General features: G+C 35.5%; 12 protein-coding genes. 2 read left to right on the forward strand and 10 right to left on the reverse strand.

What is annotated here, in order from left to right; all coding sequences use genetic code 11:
- Window positions 1–61: 61 nt before the first annotated feature.
- From ACFO5O_RS07990 to ACFO5O_RS08035, 10 genes are all read right to left on the reverse strand, one after another.
- Entirely contained in the window at window positions 62–3,115 is a 3,054-nt protein-coding gene (locus ACFO5O_RS07990) for a glycoside hydrolase family 2 TIM barrel-domain containing protein (protein ID WP_387962617.1), read from the reverse strand.
- Window positions 3,116–3,126: 11 nt separating this feature from the next.
- Entirely contained in the window at window positions 3,127–4,599 is a 1,473-nt protein-coding gene (locus tag ACFO5O_RS07995) for a sulfatase (RefSeq protein ID WP_387962618.1), read from the reverse strand.
- Window positions 4,600–4,613: 14 nt separating this feature from the next.
- Entirely contained in the window at window positions 4,614–7,388 is a 2,775-nt protein-coding gene (locus tag ACFO5O_RS08000) for a family 78 glycoside hydrolase catalytic domain (RefSeq protein WP_387962619.1), read from the reverse strand.
- 138 nt (window positions 7,389–7,526) lie between these two features.
- The gene (locus ACFO5O_RS08005) at window positions 7,527–10,001 is read right to left on the reverse strand and encodes a T9SS type A sorting domain-containing protein (RefSeq protein WP_387962621.1); all 2,475 of its coding nucleotides are present in this window, start codon (window positions 9,999–10,001) and stop codon (window positions 7,527–7,529) included.
- A gap of 120 nt (window positions 10,002–10,121) precedes the next feature.
- Complete coding sequence (rhaM, locus tag ACFO5O_RS08010; RefSeq protein WP_387962623.1) at window positions 10,122–10,466, reverse strand: L-rhamnose mutarotase; 345 nt, start codon at window positions 10,464–10,466, stop codon at window positions 10,122–10,124.
- A gap of 92 nt (window positions 10,467–10,558) precedes the next feature.
- Window positions 10,559–11,419: a T9SS type A sorting domain-containing protein gene (locus ACFO5O_RS08015; RefSeq protein WP_387962625.1), complete on the reverse strand. Its 861-nt coding sequence runs from the start codon at window positions 11,417–11,419 to the stop codon at window positions 10,559–10,561.
- A gap of 164 nt (window positions 11,420–11,583) precedes the next feature.
- A complete protein-coding gene (locus ACFO5O_RS08020; protein ID WP_387962627.1) occupies window positions 11,584–13,740 on the reverse strand; it encodes a beta-xylosidase in 2,157 nt (718 codons plus the stop codon).
- Between the two features lie 17 nt (window positions 13,741–13,757).
- On the reverse strand, window positions 13,758–15,107 hold the full coding sequence (locus ACFO5O_RS08025) for a cellulase family glycosylhydrolase (protein ID WP_387962629.1): 1,350 nt from the start codon (window positions 15,105–15,107) through the stop codon (window positions 13,758–13,760).
- Between the two features lie 211 nt (window positions 15,108–15,318).
- Window positions 15,319–16,893: a RagB/SusD family nutrient uptake outer membrane protein gene (locus ACFO5O_RS08030; RefSeq protein ID WP_387962631.1), complete on the reverse strand. Its 1,575-nt coding sequence runs from the start codon at window positions 16,891–16,893 to the stop codon at window positions 15,319–15,321.
- A gap of 10 nt (window positions 16,894–16,903) precedes the next feature.
- On the reverse strand, window positions 16,904–19,948 hold the full coding sequence (locus ACFO5O_RS08035; RefSeq protein ID WP_387962633.1) for a SusC/RagA family TonB-linked outer membrane protein: 3,045 nt from the start codon (window positions 19,946–19,948) through the stop codon (window positions 16,904–16,906).
- Between the two features lie 319 nt (window positions 19,949–20,267).
- On the opposite strand from ACFO5O_RS08035, the gene ACFO5O_RS08040 reads away from it, so the two are divergent.
- A complete protein-coding gene (locus ACFO5O_RS08040; protein ID WP_387962635.1) occupies window positions 20,268–21,509 on the forward strand; it encodes a hypothetical protein in 1,242 nt (413 codons plus the stop codon).
- A 58-nt stretch (window positions 21,510–21,567) separates the two neighbouring features.
- Window positions 21,568–22,437 (forward strand): hypothetical protein, encoded by an 870-nt coding sequence (locus ACFO5O_RS08045; protein ID WP_387962637.1) that lies wholly within the window; start codon window positions 21,568–21,570, stop codon window positions 22,435–22,437.
- The last annotated feature ends 26 nt before the right edge of the window (window positions 22,438–22,463 follow it).

Here is a 22,463-nt window from a genome sequence, read left to right on the forward strand (position 1 = left end):
TAGTAAAACGCCTATTGTAATAACTATGGTAATCATATCAACTAATTCTATTTCTTATTAATTAATCCACAAACATTTCATCAATAAAAGAACCACTTTTACCAGTGGTCTCTATCTTAATATTATTTGCTCCTGCTTTAAGTCTTATTATTGTAGGCACGAATTTCCATTCCTTTTCCCAACCTCCTGTTGATGGAAATTCGAGTATTGTCACAAACTCATCATTTACATATAATTTCATTGGGTGCAATTCCCCCTTATTATTATGCATATATCTAAACCGTATACTATAATCGCCTCCTTCACCATCATTTTCTTGAAAGAATGTTATAGCACCTTCTTTACCATCAAATTTTACAAAACCAGTGCCTTTATACCGATATGCATCCACACTTGTTATTGCTCCACCTTCAAGAATAGCATCTTCTGCGGAAATGTTAACCCCGCGGCCTTTCCACATATCTGCTGAATGTTCATCGCCCCAAAAAAGACCTTCGCTAGGACCAAAAGTTTCTTCCATGTTCAATACCAATTTCCCATTGTGTTTTACTATGGCTTTGATTGTGGTATGGTCTTTTACTTCGAAAGGTTTCGTATAAATTACACCTTCTTTTAAAGGATCTGCACCATTAGTTGTGTATAATATTTCGAAATTTGATTGTGAAGTTTTCCCAATTACAGCTACTTCTTGTACATCAATAGTAATTTTATTCGAAAGAAATAAGGCTTTGTCTCCAATAATAGAAGCTGTGATAACCGATGCTTTTTTGGCATTGTCCTTATCTCTCAAGAATAGGCGCCCTTTTCCAAAAAACAAGGTTCTAAAATCAGATTTTGTGCGACTGATTGAATCGATTGGATTTCCGTTTTCCATAGAAACTTTTTCCACATCACCATTAATAGCATAATAGACTCTGTTCTCTCCATAAGGATAAGGCGAGTTGTTGGCATCCAAGGCTTCAGAAGTTAAAATGTAACTGGCACTAAACGCATCTTCAGCATCCAACTTTGTAAGACTATTTTTTAATTGTGAAGGTGCTTTGCTAGTTACCATAGCAGTTCGTTTTACTTCTATTCCGTTTTTATATGCTACGGCCTCTAATTTCCCTTCTTCGTAAGGCACCATCCATTCGCATTGCATCTCGTTCCAAACGGTACCGGGTTTGTCTTTCCCTAAGGATTTTCCGTTTAAAAACAATTCTACTTCATCGGCATTTGAATAGACCCACACCGGAATAACGGTTCCTTTTTTCATTCGAGGATGCGTCCAATGTGGTAAGATGTGAACCATGGGTTCATTAGTCCATTGACTTTGATAGAAGTAGTACAAATCTTTTTCAAAACCCGCCACATCTAGCGCACCACCCATAAACAAGTTAAATGGAAGTCCGCCGTGAACCAATCTGGCTTCGCCATAATAATCGAAACCTGTCCAACGAAAATGCCCGCTATGCCAAGGCGTATCGCGCATCACTTCCCAATTTTTTCTAGCTGAAATTCTTACCGTGGCATTATCATACGATGAATTAAAACGCTGTTTTCTATTGTTCCATTTTTTAGGATCTAAACCTTCATAAAAAAAGATTTCTTTTTCGGTTAAATTGGGTAATTCATAAGTACCCTGTAATTCGTTATCGCGCCACCAAGTATGAGTTCTGTAATAACCCCTTGTTTGCCAAGTATGTGGTGCTTCGGTTGAAACAAAAGGCTTGTCAAAACGAGCCGATTCTAAAAACGATTGGGTTTCTGAACCGCCATTAATGCCTGTAATTTCCATATCATCAGGATTTCCTGCCCCTGAAGAAAATAATCGTGTTGGGTCTAAACTTTTACCAAATTTTACCAATTCGGGTGCAATGTCGCTGTGTGTTTCATTACCCAAACTCCAAACAAAAACACTTGGATGGTTGCGGTCTCTGGTAATCCATTCTTGCATATCGCGTTGCCACCAAGCATCAAAAGCTTGTTTTCCGTAATCTTCGGGTGCTTTTTTGTGCCAACCATCAAAAATTTCATCCATCACCAACAACCCAATTTCATCACAGATATCATAAAACATAGGTGGTGTTGGATTGTGCGACGGACGAATGGCATTGATACCCATATCTTTTAACAATTGCAATTTCCAACGTAACATAGGTTTTGTCCATGCGCCTCCAACAGGGCCGCCTTCCCAATGTTCACAAACGCCCTTTAATTTTACATTTTCGCCATTCAACCAAAAGCCTGTTTCGGTTTTCCATGCTACGGTTCTAAAACCAAAGGTGGTTTCTACTTCGTCTAATACCTGCTTATTTTTTATAATTTGAGTGCGTAATTGGTACAACACAGGTGTTTCTGGACTCCATAATTTGGGTTTTTCTACTTGAAGACTTATGATACTTTTAGTTTCGTTTATGTTTTGAGAGGTTGTTTTTAAAACCTTTCCTTCAGGAGATAATACACTGACTTTACATTCCAGATTTTCAGAAATATTTACATAATCAACATTGACTTTTACAGTAGCTTGGGACGCGTCAAATTCTGGCGTTGTGATAAACACTCCATTGGGCGCAATATGCGATTTGCTTACTTCAATCAAGCTAACGGGCGCATAAATGCCACACGGATGGTACCAACGTGCAGAAGGTTCTAAACTATTATCAACCCGAACTGCTATCGTATTTGTACCTTCTTTTAAAAATTTTGAAATATCGTAACGAAAGCTAATATAACCATAAGGTCGTTTACCTAAATACTGGCCATTTACCCAAACTTCGCTATTCATATAAACGCCATCAAAATTGATATAGGTTGTTTTTGAAAGACTATTTTTATTTACGTTGAACGATTTTCGATACCAGCCAATACCACCATCATGATAGCCACCACCCTGACCTTGGTCGCCACCTTTTCGAACGCCTTTTTCAAAAGACCAATCGTGTGGAATGTTTAAGTTATCCCATGAATTATCATTAAAAATTTCATTGGAATATGCTGCTTTATCATCTAATATAAAGCGCCAATTATTGTTGAAATTCGTTGAAATTCGTTGTGAAAAACAGGATACAGAAATCAACAAAAAAGCAATACTTTTTACTATTTTAAAATGAAAGTGATATGTTTTATTCAGCATAATTAATCAGTTCAATTTTTTCTTGGTTCGTCATTTTGTAAAAAAGGCTTGGTATTTCTAGGAAACTGCGATTCTAATAGTTTTTTCATATGGGCTTCTTCCTTTTTGTATTCTGGATTTCCAGAAACGTTTTCAAATGACAACAGGCTGTTTTTATGTTCGTATAATTCTGCCGCTAACACCTCATGTGTTTTAGCATCTCGCCATTCGGTGTAACGCCATTGGCCATCTGTGGCGGTACAACCCATAATGTTAGTTCCTCTAGGATATACACTTGTAGCAACAGCATCCCAAGCCATATTGGGGTTATCAATTACGGGCACTAGACTTTTCCCATCGGAAGGTGGACCGTCTAAACCACAAATCTCTACCAATGTTGAAAATATATCCACGTTTTCTACCAAAGCATCAGAGGTAACACCCGCCTTTCTTCCTTTATGACTCGTTTCCCTACTTATTATTAAAGGTACGCGAACATCAATCTCTACATTAGAATGTTTACACCAAGCTCCATACTCGCCGATTTTATAACCATGGTCGCTCATAAAAACAATGATGGTATTTTTGCGTAAATCTAAATCCTCCAAAGTCTTCATTACTTTTCCAACTTGCGCATCTATATAACTAACAGAAGCGTGATAACCATGGATTAAAGTACGTGTTAAATCATCATCTAAATCGCCTTCTTGAGGAATGCCATGATAGCCTTTTAGTTCACCCCAATTGGTTAATGCCAATCGATACGCGTCTTGTGGTTTTTCCCTGGAAGGGATTGCAAACTTATTTTTATCATACAAATCCCAGTATTTTTTAGGCGCGTTAAAAGGCAGGTGTGGTTTGCTTAAACCTACAAACATTAAAAATTTATCATCCTTAACTTTATGCAAGGTTTCGATAGCATTTTTTGCAACACGACCATCTTTATACGCTTCATCTTCTACATCGGCATCTTCAAAAGCAGGACCATTAAGATTTTTATTGCCTTCTTTTTTAAGTCTTTCCAGTAACGCCATGTTTTCTGGTTTTAAATAGCTATTATTATCTTTTTCAAATTGGGTTGTCCAGCTTTCTTTATCATCAAATGAATGGTGGTAAACTTTACCTAAACTTATCGTTTTGTATCCGTTTTCTTTAAAAAGTTGTGGCATAGTAACCACATCTTTATGCACTTTACGCAGCGGTGTGAATATGCTATAAATACCAAGCGTTTCTGGGCGCAATCCTGTCATTACACTCATTCGGGATGGTGCACAAATAGCTTGTTGAGCGTAAGCCTTATTAAACAAAACACCTTCATTTGCTAGCTTATCAATATTTGGTGTAATTGCTGTTTCACTTCCGTAACAACCTAATTCTACTCTTAAGTCATCAACATAAAACACTAACACATTCGGCTGTCCTATAGGGCTGTTTGCCTTTAATTGTTGAGCGTTACCATATAAAAAACTAAATATTACTAGTATGATAATTATGCTATTTCTCATTTACTATTATTGCTTTATTTAATTATGGTTTGAAATTTATATGACCCAGGTTGAGCAAATAGCTTATAAAAAGCTTTTCCTTTTTCCTTTAGCTTTAGGTTCTCATTTTCTTTAAATGCCTTACCATTAACAAAGAATTGTTCTGAAGTATTTGCTGGAATTTCAATTATGGCTGAAGTATTTGGAGGAACAGTAACGTCTAAGAAAAATGAGTTGCCTTTAATTTCCCAAGAAGAAGACACTTTTCCATAAGGCGTGTTTAATGTTGCTGATGCGTTTGTTAATGGTCCACCTGGAACTGGTGCTATTCTAATGGTTTTATATCCCACTTCTAAAGGTGCAATTCCTGCAACACGCTCGTATATCCATTCGCCAATAGCGCCATAAGCATAATGGTTTAAACTGTTCATTCTTTGAGGATTGAAACCTTCTGCTTTGCTATAACTATTCCAACGTTCCCAAATGGTGGTAGCACCTTGATTAATAGAATAGAACCAAGAAGGATATGTTTCATTAAATAACAACTTATACATTAAATCTATTTCTCCCGTAGCATCTAAAACTTCAGATAATAGAGGTGTTCCTAAAAAACCTGTACGTAAATGATTATCTACGTCAGCTATTTTTTCTAGCAAGTGCTTTTTGGCATTTTCCCTATTTTCTTCAGATAATAAACCGAATGCTAAAGCCAGTAAATATGAGGTTTGGGTAGCAGTAACCTCTTTAACTTCTCCATTATTAAAAAACTCTTTTTCGAATGCATTTGCAACCGTTTTATATAAAGCGTTATACTTTTCAAATTCTTCTGTTTTGCCTAATACTTTAGCAGTTTTTGCTGTAAGTTTTGCTGAATGCGCAAAAAAGGCAGTTCCTATTAATGCGTGGGACGTATCTCCCTTATTATCACCGTTTGCTGGATAAGGTTGTAACCAATCTGCAAAAGAATTCATGTACGAAATATAGTTTTTGGAAGTTTCTTGATGGTGCCGTACCCATTTTTTCATCATCTCATAATTCTCTTCCAAAATGCTTATATCGCCTGTTCTATAATATATTTTCCAAGGAATAATCGTACATACATCTCCCCAACCTGAACTTACTTTACCGTTATTTAAAACATCTGGCACCACAAACGGGATACCTCCATTTTCGTATTGAGACTCGCGTACACTTTGCAACCAACTTGCCCAAAATTTATGCACATCGGCATTAAAAAGCGATGTTGGTCCAAAAACTTGAGCATCGCCTGTCCACCCCATTCGTTCATCACGTTGCGGACAATCAGTTGGGATATCGAAAAAGTTTCCTCTTAAACCCCAAACAATATTACTTTGTAACTGATTTAATTTTTCATGTGAAGATGTAAACGTACCATTTTCATCAAAATCCGAATATTGTACAATCCCAGTTACCCAGTCTTTTGAAGGCTCTTTTGAAGTATCAAAGCCACTTAACTCCACATATCGAAAACCGTGAAATGTAAATTTTGGAGTGTATTCTATCATTCCATCTTTTGAGGCAATATAATAATCTGTAGACTGTGCCGAACGGTAGTTTTTAGTGTAAAACGAACCGTCTGGGGATAACATTTCTGCAAACCTAACTTTTAGCGTATCGCCTTTTATTATTGGCACTTTTATGAAAGGAACGCCCACCATATTTTGTTTTAAATCGAAAATTATTGCTTCATTCTTTTTAATAATTTCTTTAGTTTCTAAAGTAATTTTCGCCTTGACTGTACTATGTCTTTTTGGTTCTAACTTAACATTGTCATCCATTGATGTTACATCAACTTTCGTCCAGTTTTTATCATCAAAGTTATTAGTTGTCCAATTGGGCATTTCAAAATTAGCATCATAGATTTCTCCATCATAGATATCTGCAAATCTTATAGGACCTTTTGTGGTTCCTTTCCATGTTTCATCAGATATAATCACTTCTTTCGAACCATCTTTCATTGTTATTTCTAATTGTAATAAAAGTTTAGGAGACTCTGTATTATTCCAGTAGGATTTTTGCCATCCTAACCTACCTGAATGCCATCCAGCAGCCAACTCTACTCCAATTGTGTTTTGTCCTGATTCTATGAGATCAGTAACGTCATAAGTTAATGTTTCGATTCTTTTTTGGTACGGTGTCCATCCTGGAGGCATTACATCGTCACTAAGATCTTCTCCATTTATGGCGACATCAAAAACGCCTTTTGCCGTTATGTATAATCTTGCTGAAGCCACATCGTTAGATAACTCAAAACCTTTTCTTAAATATTGTGGTCTGTGGATAATGTTGTCTTGACTACCTAAAACACCTTCTTCTTTTGTAGGCAAACCTATCCATTGCGCCTGCCAATCGCTATTATTCAATAAACCCAATTCGAAGTTTTGAACTGCACTCCAATTTGAGGCCTCATCATTTTGATTATAATATTTAACTTGCCAAAAAACTTTTTGACGCGATTTTAAAGCTTCTCCTTCATATTTTACCCATGCAGATTGCCCTGAAATTTGTTTTTGAGTATCCCATAAGTCGGCATTATGAGACAACATTTCTGGACTACTAGCGACTACAATTCGATACGCCGATTGACTAATAATGTTTTCAGAAACAGGTAATTGCCATGAAAAGGTAGGTATACTGTCATAAAATCCTATTGGATTTACAAAACCTTCGGAAACTTTTAAAGATTTAGGTTGTTCAATTAATTCATCATTACAAGAAAAATACAAAATGCCTGCAAAAACACTTACAAACAAATAAAAATTGTTTTTAAATCCCATGGTAAAGTTCATTTCTATATGATTATTAGATTATAAAAATTTAAACAACAATATGTTGCTTTTTTTAGATAAAACTATCCTGTACTGTCCAGAAAAAAAGGCCAGAAGTTGCATTACTCCTGACCTTTATTTATAATTTTTTGCTTTACATCAGCGAATTACAAGTTTTTTATGATACACGCGTTGATATTCATCAACTACTTTTATAAGGTATATTCCTGATTTAAAACGATTGTTGTTTTGCACTTCCATTCTATTGGAGTACATAGTGTTTTTATAAATTACTTTACCTAACATATCGTTAATAACAATTTCAGCTTTATAAAAACCATCTAGTACAATATTAAAATTCCCGTTAGCAGGGTTTGGATATACTTTTACAGCATAGGATGCTAACTCCTTATCGTCAATGCTAAGCGGTGCGCTACTGGCTAATTCCACTTTCCATTTACTACGGGCATCGGTAATATCAGCAGGTAGGTTATAAAACTGTCCGTCATCTTGATGATATAGGTATGAATTACTATCTTTAACCCCAAACCTAAATGTTTGGTCAGTGGCAGTATAGTAGGCAGTCCATATTTTATCAACATCGTTTGATGGAGAGACTTTAGTGGTGCTAAATATGGCATTACCCGCGCCTGATCCTGCACCTCTTAATATCCCTCTTACTTCACTGTCAATATTATAATATTCGGTACCTTCAAAAGTAGTATTTACAAACGTCCAGTTTAAAGCATTATCACCTTGAACATAATCGCTCTCATATACATCAGTGTTTGTTGTTGATGATTTTAAATATTTTCCAGTAGCCACATTTTTCAATCTATACACCTCCCCTGTTAAATCGTTTGGATCAAAAATTGTAGCATTAACTGTTATTTCCGTTGAATTTACGGTTTCGTTGCTGACATTATATGCTACCGCCTGAATGGTGTAGGCTCCTTCCGAAGTAGGCGTCCAATCTACCGAATAAGGCTCTGTACTATCTTCACCAAAATAGGATCCATTAACCAAAAACTCAACTTTAGAGATACTGCCATTTTCATCTACGGCATCGGCAGAAATTGATACTGTATCACCAACATTATAAGTTTCACCATCAAATGGTGAGGACAAGGACACTCTAAACGGATCTAAAATGATGCCTAAATCGATCACTTGAAGATACAGAGGCAGGGCATTACCAGAGCCATTTTCCATCAAATAATAATACAATTTACCATTATCTATATATACCTGACCGTGGTCAAAAGTTCTTCCAGAAGTAGCCTGATATACTGTTGTAAAATTATTGGTGCCTCCTTCAGTTTTTTGAACTTTGACTCTTCCATTTACTAATCCAATAATAAATACATCATCTCCGGCAGTATAGATAGCTTCTGCTCCAGCAAAATCTTCTGAAGTAATAAAATCTGGTGCGCCCGCAGGTTTATAAGTATGCAAATACTTGGTAACGTTAAATTGATTGTCTTTTACCCTACTTATAATGTGAACATCCTCATTTTCAGTAACCGTCCAATCAAAATCTTGAACAATATTTATCGAATTTACATCTGTACCTTGAACATAATCTCCTGGTTCCATCACTTTTATAAATTCGGCATCATATAAGGGTAAACTAAATCCTTGTCCCTGATGGTTCTTCCAGCCTGTAAATCCGTTTTGATCATCGGAGTAAGCGTAATACACCCCGTTTTGATATTCGTACTTATCGCTATTGTTGGAAGATCTTTTCTGAAAACCAATACGCATTTTTCCATTAACGTATTTAATATCTCCATAAAGCCCCCAATTATAAGTTATCCCTGATTGATTCTTGGCATTTAAAACATTAAAGTGTGTAAAACTAGACCATATGGACGTACTGGCTTCATATTTAGAAAATTTATAGGCACCATTATTATTGCCACCTTCTCGCATGTACATAAATAAATCTCCAGAAGAGTTCAAGAAAAATTTGGGGTAAGTTAAGGCCGAAAAATTATTATAATCTTCTCCACCGTTAAGACTTAAGTGCTTATATCCTCCAGTAGAATTTTGCACAAACTTATCCAGCGTGAAGTCAACATCAGGGAGTGCTGCAGCATTTGCTACAGAAAAGGAATACCTAAAATAATCATCACTCAAACTACCATCAGAAGGTCTTGTATTGCTGTAGGAATGCATATCATACAATAAATGGATAGTTCCATTTAATGGGCTTACACCTACGGCAATTGTGTTGTGTGATTCGCCTATCCACCATTTGTTTTGATAACCAGTATGCCTATGCGGGAACTCGATAGTTGCCATGGTTCCTGTAATGGTATTGTAACGTGTGAGCATCACATTGCGCTCTGCTTTACCCCCTTTGTACCACGTCATAAAAACATATTCATTGTAAGTTGCTATACAGTCGCCATGGGCTGAAATATTTCTACCAAAAAAATAATCATAAGGTGCATTTTCACCAGTATTTGCTGCATTACTTGACACTTGAGTGCCATCAAAATGCAAACCAAAATCAGTGATTTTAATTTCACTTTCTAAAACTACTTGTGCATAGTGAAGTTGAACAAAACACAGGGCAAATAAAAAACAGACGTGTTTTACTCGTAATAATTCTAAGTACTTTTTTTTCATAGCTATAATTTTTTGACTTAAATCCTAAATTCAGAAACAATAAAGCAAACAAAGTTCTCTTTTTTAGATAAAAAAAGTATCCTGCACTATACGGCTAGCTTTTGTTAATAGTTTATATGTTTAAGCCATGTGAAATACCTCTTCTAAAGGTATAGAAACAGGTGAGTTATCGGGGTTTACCTCCATGATATCCGCCATAAAATCCCACCATTTTTTTACGATATCGTTGTTGGCTAGATCTTGTGAACCTCCTTTACCTGACACTTTTTGAAATGCGAATAAGATACTTGTTTCTTCATCTAAAAAAATGGAGTACTCACTTATGCCACTATCCTTTAATAGTTTTTTAAGGTCAGGCCATAGTTCATCGTGGCGTTTTTTATAAATAGCTTTTTGACCTGGATTTAGCTTCATTTTAAAAGCTAATCTTTTTTGCAATGGTTTTGTATTTATAGCCTTTTTCATATTGCTTGTTTGTTTATAATGCATAAAAAAATCATCCTGCCTCTTTTGAAGGCAGAATGATTTTATCTCATTATTTTAATAAACCTAAAAGTTTATTCTTTAATAATTTTTTTGCTATAACTTCCGTTATCACCTACCATTTTTACAATGTATAAGCCACTTGTAAGGGTACTAACGTCCATATTTAAAGTTGACGATCCATCTACTTTAATTGACATAATTTGTTTACCAAGTATACTATAAATGTTCACATCTTTAACATTAGGAGTTAAACCTTTAATAGTCAACTCATCATTTACCGGATTTGATACAAAAATTGAGCTTTTATCAAAGTCTGCAGTACTTAATGTAGATACAAGAATGTAACGAAGATTGCTAATTGTACCTGAATTTTGAAACAGTACTTGATCACCTGCTGCCGTTGGTACTACACTATATCTTAAGTTTCCTTGCCCTGGAGGTTTAGCGAACAATGCATTGTTTCCAGTGCCGGTCCAACCGCTCGCTTTTCTTCTTTGAAACTGGTCATATTCGTAGTTTGGATCCATGGTATCACTTATCGGATCACCAGGTCTAGCATTAATTCTTACTTCAGGATCTAATCCGGTCCCATCATAAGTTGATTGATCTACAATCATTGTCCAGGGTCCAGCACCAAGAGAAGTAAGATCTGCTGTAATTTCCACATACCCTGCAGAAGCTGGCATTCTATGGTCTGTTACAGTCCAAAGTTGTGTAGCATCAGCGGGTGCTGTTGTTATTTCTGCAGCCCACTCTAACTGACCTGTACCGCCATTAATGGTCATATAAAGTTCACCTCCGGCCAAATTACATGTTGCAATCTTATAAACACCGGGCGCAAGCCATAGATCAGGACATTCTTGAGCGTGCACCTGAAGTACAAACATGGTTAAGCATAAAAATGCAGAAATTTTTAAAGTAATATTTTTCATAATAGATTAATTTTTAGCTTGTTAGTGGAAACTAACTGGATTAATAATGCTACAATTTAATTTGTATTACTTTAATTAGTATCCTGTGGTATCCTGTAAGAAATATTTATAACAAAAAAGGAGAGCAAATCGCCCCCCTTGTTTAGGCTATTATAAGCTGGATTTTATTTGACTGTCAGTGTCGTTTTTTTTAAATCCTTATCTAAAGAAGAAGTTCCTACCGATATTGTAAATGTTCCAGGTTCCACCACTTTTTTCATGTCTTGATTAAGGATATTTAATTCATCAAAACCTAATTTAAACGTTACGGTTTTAGTTTCACCTGGTTTTAAGGTCAAACGCTTAAATCCTTTTAACATTTTAAGATAACGTCCTACCGAAGCAAAATCGTCTCGTACATACATTTGTACCACTTCGTCTCCTGTTTTATCACCCGTATTAGTAACTTCAACTGACACGGTTGTAGTTCCATCTGGATTAATAGCATCGTTTGCCAATTTTGGATCACTGTACTTAAATGTAGTATAGCTTAAGCCATAACCAAACGGAAATAACGGTGATTTATCGGCATCTTTATACGCACCTTTACCCGAACCAATAAAATCTGGACGCTCTAGATACGTAACCGGAATTTGATTAGCAGAACGCGGAAATGAAACGGTTAGTTTGCCTCCAGGGTTTACATCACCAAAAATAGCATCTGAAATAGCATCGCCCGAACGCATACCTAAATACCAGGTTTCTAAAACTGAAGGTATATTTTCAGCAATGTAGTTAATGGATAATGGACGCCCATTTATTAAAACCACAATAACCGGCTTACCTGTTTTATGTATGGCTTCAACCAATTCGTTTTGAACACCAAATAAATCAATATCAGCGCGATCTACTCCTTCGCCACCAGTTCTACGCGAACCGCCAACAACCAAAATAACAGCATCTGAATTTTTAGCTGCAGCTACAGCTTCTGGGAAACCTGCTTTGGAATCGCTCATTAATTCACAACCTTGTGCGTAATTGATTTTTACTTTGTTTCCAACTTTGCTTTTCAATCCGTCCAAAACTGAAACATAATATGGAGGCAACCCAGAATATCCACCTAATAAAGAATAAGTTCCTTTTGCAGGCTTTTCTTCATGGGCATTGGGACCTATAACTGCCAACGATTTAATTTTTGATATATCAAGTGGTAATACGTTATTATCATTTTTCAATAAAATGATTGCTTTTTTAGCCATTTCATAAGCGTATTCTTGGTGTTCTTTTTTACTTACAATAGTATCTGTTTTGGCTTCTTTCAATTTTGAACCAAATAATCCCAATTTATATTTTGCCGTAAGGATTCTGGAAGTAGAGGCATCAATAAATTCTACCAATTCAGGATTTTTGGTAAGTGTATCTTTTAAAACGGTAGTATGGTATGTGTATAAATCCAATGGTTTTCCTAAAACCAAATCCATATCCACCCCTGCTTTTAAACCTAATATTGCTGCTTCAGCTCTTGTTTCTGTAATGTAATGCATGGTTTGCAACCTGCCAACATCATTATTATCGGATACGATAAAGCCATCAAAACCTAACTCACCACGTAACACATCGTTCAACAACCAAGTATTCATATGGCATGGTACCCCATTATAATCTTGATGCCCTGGCATAACACAGGCCACTTGCGCTTCTTTTACCGCGGCTTCAAAAGGAGGTAAATATATTTCACGTAAACGACGCTCGGACATATCACTAAAACCTCCATTAATACCACGACGGTTTTCAGGATAGCCCACAAAATGTTTCGCTGTAGTAATTACATGGTTTTTATCAAAGCGTTCACTTCCCATACCTTGCATACCTTGAATAAAAGCAACTCCCATACGAGAAACCAAATACGGATCTTCCCCATACGATTCTTCTACTCTACCATATCTAGGATCGCCAGATATCACATCCAAATTTGGGGAATATATATGTGTAATATTTAATGCGCGAGCCTCTAATGCTGTTTGCGAAGCCATTTTTTTAATTAATTCGGGATCCCAAGTAGAGCCACAAGCTATGGCTTGAGGATAAACTGTTACACCATCGTACCACAATCCATGTAATCCCTCGCCAAACTTCATAAAAGGAATTCCTAGCCTATCATTGGCAGGTGCATCTTGGGTCATTTCTTCTATTTTTTCTTCTAAAGTCATTTTACTTAAAAGAAGATCAACGTTCTTTTTTATTTCAGAATCACTTAAGGGTTTGGTTTGTGCAACAGTTTGTGATGAGTTACAACCAAATATTAGGGTAGCAAAAAAACTTATTAATACTATTTTTCTCATTATTTAATTCTTTACAATTAATTAAAATTCCTAATTCCAGGAACAATTTTTAAATCTATAATTTGTTTGTCCTTTGGCCATTTTAAAACAATAAGTTTTTGGCTGTGCATATCCCAAATGAAATTTGATGGATCCACCTCTTTTGGGCTTTTGTATATTTCCAGTCCTACATTTTTTAATGGGTTGTAGTACATTACTAAATCATCTCCAATTAAAACCGAAAAACCATCCGGATAATGCCTATTGGCGCCAATAAAAATTTTGGAAGCCCCTTTACTATTATCTGTTTTTAAATTAACATCTAAAGTTCTGGTCGCATGATTAAATAAAAATGATTGGATATCTCCTGCTATGGTTTGAGGAAAAGGTCGTGCTATAACATCTGTAATATATTTTCGTTCTACAGTTCCGGCATCGGTTTTATCGCTAAAAATGGACCATGTTGAAGGCCCTCCGGGAAGAAAATTTTGCATACTTCTATTTCCCAAAAACCATGCTTTTATAGAGCCCACGCCCATGCTATCAAAAACTTCAGCTGTTCTTATATACAGTTCTCTGTACTTGAGTTGCCCTAAATTCCCTTCAATAATGGTATCAGTGGTTGCAAAGGTTGGAAAACCCCATTCCCCAATTAAAATGGGTGCCTCCAGCATTTCAGATTCTCTATCGAAACGATCCATAACCGGTTTAATAAAATCAATTTTATTTTGATAAATATGAGGTGCAAAAATGATATTCTTTCGGTTTATTGGTGCTGTAATTTCAGCATATTGGTTGTTATCAATACCTTCTCCCTTGTTCATGAAAATAGACTGAAGAAGAATCATTTTATTAGCATTTATTTTATGGCTTTCATCTATAATTTTTTGATAAAGAGGAATAAGATATTTATCCGTAAGGTCTTTATACGATATTTTCATAGTTAATTTCCTGGGTTCGTTAACTACATCGTACCCCAAAACAGATGTTTCATCAGCATATCGGTTCCAAATAACTTTCCAGGCATCCAAATAGGTTTCGTACTCGTTCTTTTTATTTTGCCAGAATTCTTCCCAAACAAATTTATCTACCCCATAAACCGTCATTTTAAAAACGGTCTTTATTCCTACATGTTTGCCCATAGCAATCAAAGAGTCTAATTTCAAAAGATAATTAGGTTCTAGTTTTCCTCCTGGAAAATCACTTAATTTACCTAATTCCAAACGAATAACTTGTGTATTCGCTCCCATTCTAACCATACGAACATAATCATCACTATTGAAAAAGACTTCACCACCATGATCATTTGTATTAATAACAAATCCACGGGGTATGACATGGCGACCTACTTCATCTCTCAAACCATGTTTAATCTGGGAAAAAGCCATAATTGAGGTCGAAAAACAAACCCAAAAAACAAATAGAATTTTCATACAAATAAATAATAATTGCTGCAAGATAATTTTAATAGAGTTAAAAAGTACCCTGTACTATACTGATTAAAAACTAACGAAACCTATGTTATCACCAAACACCAAAAAACCGAAACAATTTCTTATTCCGGTCTCTTATTTAAAAAACTAACTCTAACTCAAATTTTTATCTATACCCATTATTTGTTGGATCGGACTCCAATAAATTTGGATTTAATAGTATTTCATTTAAAGGAATAGGTAACAATACATGATGATCCTGTATATTTAAATTCGGAGTATACGTTTTGAATTCTGCATTACGAACAACATCTAAATAAATACCCCATCTTATTAAATCGTATCGCCTTGTACACTCACCAGCCAATTCCCACTTACGCTCATCGTAAATGGCTTGTCTAAATTGTGCTTGAGACAATCCCTTTATTGCTTCCGCTTCAGCAATGGTGGCATAAGCTCTTTCTCTTATTTTCCTAATATATTGGTAAGCATTCCCTGGGCCATTTAACTCATTTTCACATTCAGCAGCCATTAATGCCACATCAGCCAACCTAAATACCAACCTATTATCACCGTGATTAAATCTTGGAGAAGTCTCAAAATTTAAATTCATAAACTTTGGCATGTATGTATGATTCAATTGAAAGCCCTCGTAAGATTCCATAATATTTAATGGTCGTCGCAAATCATTCAAAGGAAACTTATTGACAAAGTCTTTCGATGCTATTTGAAGTCCAGTACCATTAAATTCTTGTCCATTAGCTTTCAATGCCGCTCTTAAAGGTTGATTATCTGCGGCATTAGCCGGTTCATCTCTAATGCGAGGATTAAAAAGACTTGGTCTCCAATAATTATTTCCTGCAAAGGCTGCGCCTGGAAATGCCTCTTCAAATTGACCTGTAATATCCTTGGCAAAATCTAAAGACCAAATAATTTCAGCATTATATTCGTTTCCAGGATCAAACACTTCAGCATAGGTTGGTAGTATCACATGAGGTGATTGGTTTATAATCTCCAAACATTTATCCAATCCAGCTTGCCAGTTTTTAGCTTTCATATGTATTTTTGCTTCTATAACAGCTGCTGCCCATTTAGAAGCTCTACCCCTTTCTTCAATTGGATAAACAGATTGTAGGTTATTTTGAGCAAACTCTAAATCATCCAATACAGAAGCTAATATAACATCCTTATCGGTTCTCCCTAGTTGTCTGATTTCATTTAAACTTATATTTTCAGTATAAAACGGTGCGTCACCCCAAAGGTTGGTAATATGCCAATAAGCCAATGCACGCATAAATCTAGCCTCTGCAATAACATTGGTCTGTACATCTTCAGAGATGGCTCCATTTCCAGAAACCCTATCAATAATGACATTGGCATTTAAGATAACTCTATACAGATTCTGCCATGTATCTGATACACTCATTAGTTGGTTTGAGGCGTCGGCAGTGAACTCACTTAAAGTGTAATTTCCCATCACCTCAAAAATTGGATGTGGACGATTTGGCTCAATAATATCAACCCCGTTGTCATACCAATTATCCAACCCAGCTTGGCCGTAGATGGAGTTATTTTTAATTATTGCATATAAGCCTGTAATAGCTTGTCTTGCATCCGCATCAGTAGAAAAGAAATTTTCTGGAGCGATAATATCTCGTGGTTCTTCCTCTAAAAATGAATCACAACCAAAACATGTGATTATAATTAAGGAGATACAAAAAAATAATTTATTTGTTTTCATAGTAATATTTTTAAAAAGTTACATTAAGTCCCAAACTTAAAACACTGGCGTTGGGATACTCTCCTCCTGCAAATCCTTGAGCTATATTTCCTAAACCTGTTCTCCCGTATTGGCTTGTTTCAGGATCAATTAATCTAAAATCCGATAGTATTAGCAAATTAGTTCCAGAGGCGTAAATTGACATGTCCTTTACTCCCTTCCATCCCATTTTATCAACTGGTAAATTATAAGTAAATCTTACATTTTTTAACCGTAAATGTGAACCATCTTCTACATCAACAGAATTGGGAACATATGCACCTTCAACAAACCCTGGTCGAGGAATGTCAGAAGTTGGGTTCTGAGGTGACCAATAATTAGCAACTTCGGCATATTTTGGAAGTTCCCCTCGAATGAAATAACTATTGCGCGTTCTCGTATTAAAAACCTCATTACCTACGGTTCCTTGTATATAAATACTTAAGTCAAAGTTTTTATAAGAAAAATTGTTTTCAAATCCATAAATTAAATCTGGGAACGGACTACCTAGTACCACATAATCCTCGGGGGTAATATCACCGCTTCCATCTAAATCGGCATATCTAGGACCTCCAACAGATTGCGTTCCAGGATTAAAACCTGAGGCATCAATTTCTTGTTGACTTTTCCAGGTCCCTAAATACTGTGCTCCGGTAAATACTGGCACCGTTTCACCAACAATTATTCTTAAGTTTCCTGCCCCTAAAATTGGATCAGTAATCACATCTATAAATTCTTGACCACCAAGATCCAATACCTTATTTTTATTTGATGAAAGTGTTAAGGTGGAATTCCAATTAAAATTATCATTTCTAATATTGGTAGAATTTAATAAAAATTCCCAGCCTTTATTCTCCAAAGAACCTACATTTTGTAATTGACTCGTATAACCTGTTTGCCTTGGTATGGTCACATCTAGTAATAAATCTTCTGTTTTTTTAGAATAATAGTTAAATTCTGTAAATATCCTTCCTCCAAATAAAGAAGCTTCTAAAGCAATATCGAAAGACGTTGTTGTTTCCCATTTTAAATCTGGATTTGCTGGTCTTCCCAAGACAGCTCCAGGAACTTCAGTACCGTTAAAGGTAGTATTTCCCTCAACTAAAACACCTAATGTGTTATAGGGAGAGATAGCCTGATTCCCAGATTTACCATAACTAGCTCTTAATTTTAAATTTTGAAAGGTGTTTTGATTTTGCATAAAAGGCTCCTCTGTAATCTTCCAAGCCCCTGCAATTGAAGGATAAAATTCATACTTATTGCCAGGAGCAAAAACAGAACTTCCATCTGTTCTGCCAACTATGGTTAAAAGATATTTATCTTTATAGGCATAATTAACCCTTCCAAAAAAGGAAGCTATTTGAATTCCACTGTAACCAGAGCCTACTACATTTCGTAACGGATCCGTCCCCAAACCCAAGTTATTGAATGTAGTGGCATCAGTAGTAAATCCAAAAGATTGAGCGAGAAGTGTTTCAGTAGAAGTTTTTTGGAAAGAGGCACCACCTAAAACCGTATAGCTGTGATTCTCTTCAATGTTTCCAGAATATTGCACAGTATTTTCATTATTCCATCCAATAGAAGAGGTAGTTCTTACCCTGGCATTACTATCAGTCGTTGGCAAATCTGGTCTTTGGCTAGACGTAAATTCGTTCCTTTTAGAATTTGTAATATCTGGATTAAAAGTAGAACGAATAATTAAATTTTCAATAGGACTATATTCTAAATATAAAGTTCCTAACAGATTGCTAGTAGTGGTTTCATCTATGTCAAGTTTCGCAGTGGCAACAGGGTTGTTAAATGGATTACCAGTAACTTCATTGGAGCCATTATAAGAACCATCATCATTAAATATGGGCTGGGTTGGTAAAATAGCTAAGAGGCTTCCATACCCAACTACACCATTGTCCTGTTTAATTCTCGAATAATTGACCCTAAATCCCGCTTTAAATTTATCACTTAATTTAAAATCTATATTGGATCTAAAAATGTATTTTTCGATGCCAGAATTTTTAATCAGGCCATCTTGATCAAAGAAATTTAAAGAATTATAATAACTTACATTTCCGTTTTCAGAAGATCCTGCAATTGATACATTAGCACTATAAATAGGAGATGGATCTAACAATAAGTCAAAATAGTCATTATCTGGATAATCAGAAGGATTTCCTGGAAATGGTACGGCCACACCCCTAGCCATGGCATCTGCGTTGGTGTATTCTATTTGCTGTACTTGACTTAAGTAATTAGGCATTTCTGGTACTAATTGTGTGCTCGTATAAATACCTGCACTAACTTGCGGTTTACCACCACCTATATTAGCGCCGCTTTTGGTAGTTACTAAAATAACACCATTGGCACCCCTAGAACCATATATAGCAATGGATGAAGCATCTTTTAAAACTTCAATCGATTTAATATCATTGGCATTGATATTGTTTAAATTAAAATTTGTCCCAACAACAATACCGTCAATAACCCAAAGTGGTTCGTTACTGCCTGTTATAGAGTTACCACCTCTTACCCTGATAGAAGTCCCAGCTCCTGGTGCACCACTTACCTGGGTTACCTGAACACCCGCAGCCCTGCCTTGTAAAACTTGATCTACCCTAGAACTTGGTATGTTAGCGATATCTTCAGCACTAACCGTAGATACAGAACCTGTTAAGTCTGATTTGCGTTGTTGTCCATATCCAATAATAACAACTTCATCTAATTTATTATCTGCTACTAAATTAACGTTAATTTGAGTTTGATTACCCACTAGAATTTCTTGTGTAGCGTAACCAACATACGAAATTGATAGTGTACTTTGAGCGTCTGCTTCAATTGTGAAGTTTCCATCAAAATCTGAAGTCGTTCCTCTGCTGGTACCTTTAACAATAATCGTTGCACCAGGTAGTGGTTCTCCATCAGCTTTAACGGTACCCGAAACCGTTTGTGAGTTGGTTATTGCCATACTAGACAAGGCCAAAACTACACACATCCAAGTTTTATTAAAACTTGACAGAGTTTTGCATCTAATTTTTAAATTCATAAATATTTAGTTAATTGTTTGTTAATTATCAAATATATTCACTTGATTTTGTTGAACCATCCTGCACAATCCTGATTAAATCAGGATTTAAATTCTCTTTAAAACTTTAGTATTTAAAAACCGTTAAATAGACTTATTTTATTCATTTTATTGAAAAGCATAATTTCAATTTATATCAAAAAAAATAAATTTTTATTTTTTCTTATTTATGACTTGCACAGGATGGAGCAGGTTAGTTGAACAAACTTTATGTATTATTTTTAAAGGATTATAATTGTTGCTTCAAGACAATTTAAACTGTGAATAATTTATAAAATCTATGATAAAAAAGAGCCTGTTTTTTAAGATTCTTATTATTCTATTAATAACAAATATTGATTTAAACGCGCAAAAAAACAATCTCCATTTACCTATAATTGATGATAGTGTAATTTTTGAAGAGCAAGATGGCATTGTAGCAGTAGAAGCAGAGTTTTTTCATAAACAGTACTTAACAGAGAAAAGGCGATGGTATATAACATCAAAAAATGAAGCACCAAAAATAGGGCGGGATGATGATGCTCAGCACAGTTATGATGCTAGCAACAATGCATATCTTGAAATTTTACCAGATGAACGCGTTACGCACGACGACCAATTAATACATGGTGAAAATTTCAGCAATGAACCGGGAAAGATGGCTGTGTTAAATTATAAAATTAAGTTTAATACTCCGGGTCTTTATTATGTCTGGGTACGCGCATTTAGCACTGGTGGAGAGGATAATGGCATACATGTTGGCTTAAATGGCACATGGCCGGAACATGGCCAACGTATGCAATGGTGTCAAGGAAAAAACCAATGGACTTGGGAAAGTAAACAACGAACAAAAGAAATTCATTGTGGTGTAGCTCACGAAATATATTTAGACATACCTGATGCTAGAATTCATGATATTCAATTTAGTATGCGTGAAGATGGATTTGAGTTTGATAAATTTATTTTAACTAAAGATATCGACTACGTTCCAATTGAAAAAGGTCCGGAAGTCACTGTTACAGATGGAGTACTTCCAGATACGTTTACTGAAGTTAAGGTTCCGTCGTATTTTCAAACAATATGTAGTTTTTCAAAAGACATCAGATGTATTGCCGCCCAAGACTTCCCCATAAAAGGAACAAACTTTTACAAAAATGGAAAAAATTGGTTAGCAATTAACCCGAAAAAATATGAAGAAGCCAAAACAAGCACCCTCTTTAATTTTGAATCTGGAATTTATGATATTGTTTTTGTTGGTGTTGGAGAAAATGATGGTAAATCTACCTTCACTATTTCAATAAATAATAAAAAAATTGGAAGTTATTCACCTGAATTAACTCAACGACTCTTTGAAGAAGGCAAAAAATTTAATGCCCTTTGGAAAAATATTTCGATACAAAAAGGAGATAAGATTACGGTAACAGCTAAAATAGGTAGCGATGGTATAGAATGGACTCGAGGACGATGGGCAGGTATTGTTTTTTCGCCTGTTGGTAAAGGCGAATCTTTACAAAATGCTTCATCTACATATTATCAAAACTAAAAACATTTAACCATAGCCTTTACAATCTTTAAATAAAAGCGTTAAACATAATTTTAAAATGCATCACAAAATTTCATTATTTCTATTCGTTTTTTCAATGATTTCGATATCTGTTACTGCTCAAATAGTTAAACCACCCATAGGTCGTATTGCCATTGTAGCCGATGGAAACTCACCCGATCCTGATGATCTTGGAGGAACTGCCATATCTATTGCATTACTTAGAGCTGCAGGTTTAGAAAATCGACTAGTACACTACTCACATAGTTGTGATTTAGTAAGAGACGATAGAATTTCTGAAAAAGCTGAAAAAGAAAGACACCACTTGATGCAAGTAGCTTGCGACATGACGGCACGTCGCTGGGGCGGATTTGAACAGCTTACGTTTTACGATGCCATATGGCAAAAAGACGAAACCATTAACGATTTAGCTTGGGCTATAAATGCATCATCTGCAGAAGATCCTCTGTGGATTATTGAAGCAGGTGAACCTGATATTATTGGTATGGCCTTAAAAAAAACACCTAATGAAAAACACCAATATGTAAAAGTTGTGACGCATCACCCCGCCAATGATAACGCAGGCGATTTTTATACTTGGCAACAAATATTAGACTTTGGCATTGAGGAAGTTCGTATTCCAGACCAAAATATTAAGCTAAAAGTAGATATTGAACAATGGGATTGGGCAAAAAACCATGAAGACTCGCGAATAAGACTAATTTGGACGATAGGAAACATAGCAGAACTAGATAACATCGTTAACTTCCAAAAAGGGAAATGGGATTGCTCTGATGCCGGTATGATTTTATATTGGATTACTGGTGCGAATGTAAATGATGGATTAAAACAAGGAGGTATTGAAGATGTAAAAAACATGCTTTTAAAATATATTAATAAAAATCCAGAAATTAAACGCAAAAAATAATCTTCAACTTGAACTTTAAACTTTCT

Origin of the sequence: Geojedonia litorea (genome assembly GCF_042654525.1) — a bacterium.
In the GTDB taxonomy this organism is placed as follows: domain Bacteria; phylum Bacteroidota; class Bacteroidia; order Flavobacteriales; family Flavobacteriaceae; genus Geojedonia; species Geojedonia litorea.